The following is a 1384-nucleotide window of genomic DNA, read 5'->3' as shown; positions in this document are numbered from 1 at the left end:
AGAGCAGAACAGGCTCAGGGCTACTGAAAGCCCGCTCCGTACCGCTTAGCGGTCGGAGCCGGGTAGTTTACGTCCTCCGCCATTGCCTCGACTCGCATTCCCTATCGGGATCCCTTTGGGGCTGTTCGGGATCGCTTCCAGGCGCTGCGGCAGGAGTGGATGTTTTTGCTCGAGCAGAAACGGTTGGGGTTGTGGGAGCACAGCCAATGGATGGAGCAAATAGAGCGGGTGCAGGGATCCCTGGCGGCCTTGGCAGCGGATCCCACCCCGGAAGCCCTGGAACAAGCCCGTCAGCAACTGGGCAACTTGAAAACCAATCTTGCCACTTGGATGCGGCTGGAATCTCTGCGCAACCCCTATCGAGTTCAAGTTTGGGGCAACCGTCTCGCGGCTTTGGAGATGATGCTGCGCTACAGAGAGCAAACCCTGATGAGGGCATGAAGCTCCCCTCTTGCGGGATGGGGATCCCATCTATCCCCAGAACTTCCCCAGAACCGAAAAAAACTGTTATGGGGTATCTTTCGGCATTTCCTCTGCGGGGTCAGGCCCTGTATCCGGCTCCTTGGGGAGAGCAGAGTCCTTAGGGCTGGGCAAGGACTCTGTCCTGCTGGCGCGAACCGCTTCCGGGGAGGTTTCTGGCTCCTCGTCATCGCTACGCGACGCTTCTGGGAACCCGTCAGCAGTGTGTGGCGCTGAAGCGGGCTGAGCAGCAACAGGTTCAGGAGCAGAAGGAGGAGGTGCAGCTGGGATCCCGGCTTCTTCTGCAGGAACAACCGCAGGTGGCTGAGCAGCTTCTTTTTCCTTTTGCTGTTCGTAGCGGCGACGTTTGTTGCCCTCATCCACCAGCACGTACACCAGGCTGAGGAGAGAGAGCCCTGCTGTTCCAACCAAAACCCAGAGTAAGTTGTTGTCTATGGTCATGGGGTGAGCCCCGTCAAACGCTGCTGGCGATGGAGGGATATTGCTCCTTAAGGCTTGATCTTACCGTTGAAGCCGCTCTGCCAAATCCTTCTGCCAAATCTTAAAGATTGGAAAGGTTGGGTTCACAGTTTTGTTGTTTTGTGTGTCATGCGCTATCTCAAGTTCTACAAGCCTTATGGCGTGCTCACCCAATTCACCGACCGAGAGGGACGGCCCACCCTCCAGTCTTTTATCCCGGTGCCCAGGGTTTATCCGGTGGGGCGACTGGATCGCGACAGCGAAGGGCTGCTCCTGCTGACCGATGATGGTCGCCTCAATGCCCGCTTGATCGACCCCAAGTTCGGCCATGAGCGCATCTACTGGGTTCAGGTGGAAGGGATCCCCACCCCCCAAGCCCTGCAACAGTTGCAACAGGGGCTGATCATCCAAGGGCGAAAAACGCGCCCGGCCCAGGTCAAAGTCT

The 1384-nt window shown here is 57.9% G+C and carries 3 protein-coding genes; 2 read left to right on the top strand and 1 reads right to left on the bottom strand.

Features of this window, described 5'->3' with window-relative positions; translation table 11 throughout:
* Positions 1-159: 159 nt before the first annotated feature.
* Positions 160-441: a hypothetical protein gene (locus NW837_RS12580; protein WP_414331973.1), complete on the top strand. Its 282-nt coding sequence runs from the start codon at positions 160-162 to the stop codon at positions 439-441.
* Between the two features lie 66 nt (positions 442-507).
* Here NW837_RS12580 and NW837_RS12575 read toward each other — a convergent pair whose 3' ends face one another.
* On the bottom strand, positions 508-921 hold the full coding sequence (locus tag NW837_RS12575; protein ID WP_414331971.1) for a hypothetical protein: 414 nt from the start codon (positions 919-921) through the stop codon (positions 508-510).
* 147 nt (positions 922-1068) lie between these two features.
* On the opposite strand from NW837_RS12575, the gene NW837_RS12570 reads away from it, so the two are divergent.
* Positions 1069-1384 (top strand): pseudouridine synthase (locus NW837_RS12570; protein ID WP_414331969.1); only part of this gene is annotated, 316 nt, incomplete at its 3' end.

Source organism: Synechococcus sp. R6-10 (genome assembly GCF_047461815.1).
Classification (GTDB): Bacteria; Cyanobacteriota; Cyanobacteriia; order Thermostichales; family Thermostichaceae; genus Thermostichus.
Note: the sequence above shows the minus strand (reverse complement) of the source record. Positions and strands in the feature narration are given on the sequence as shown.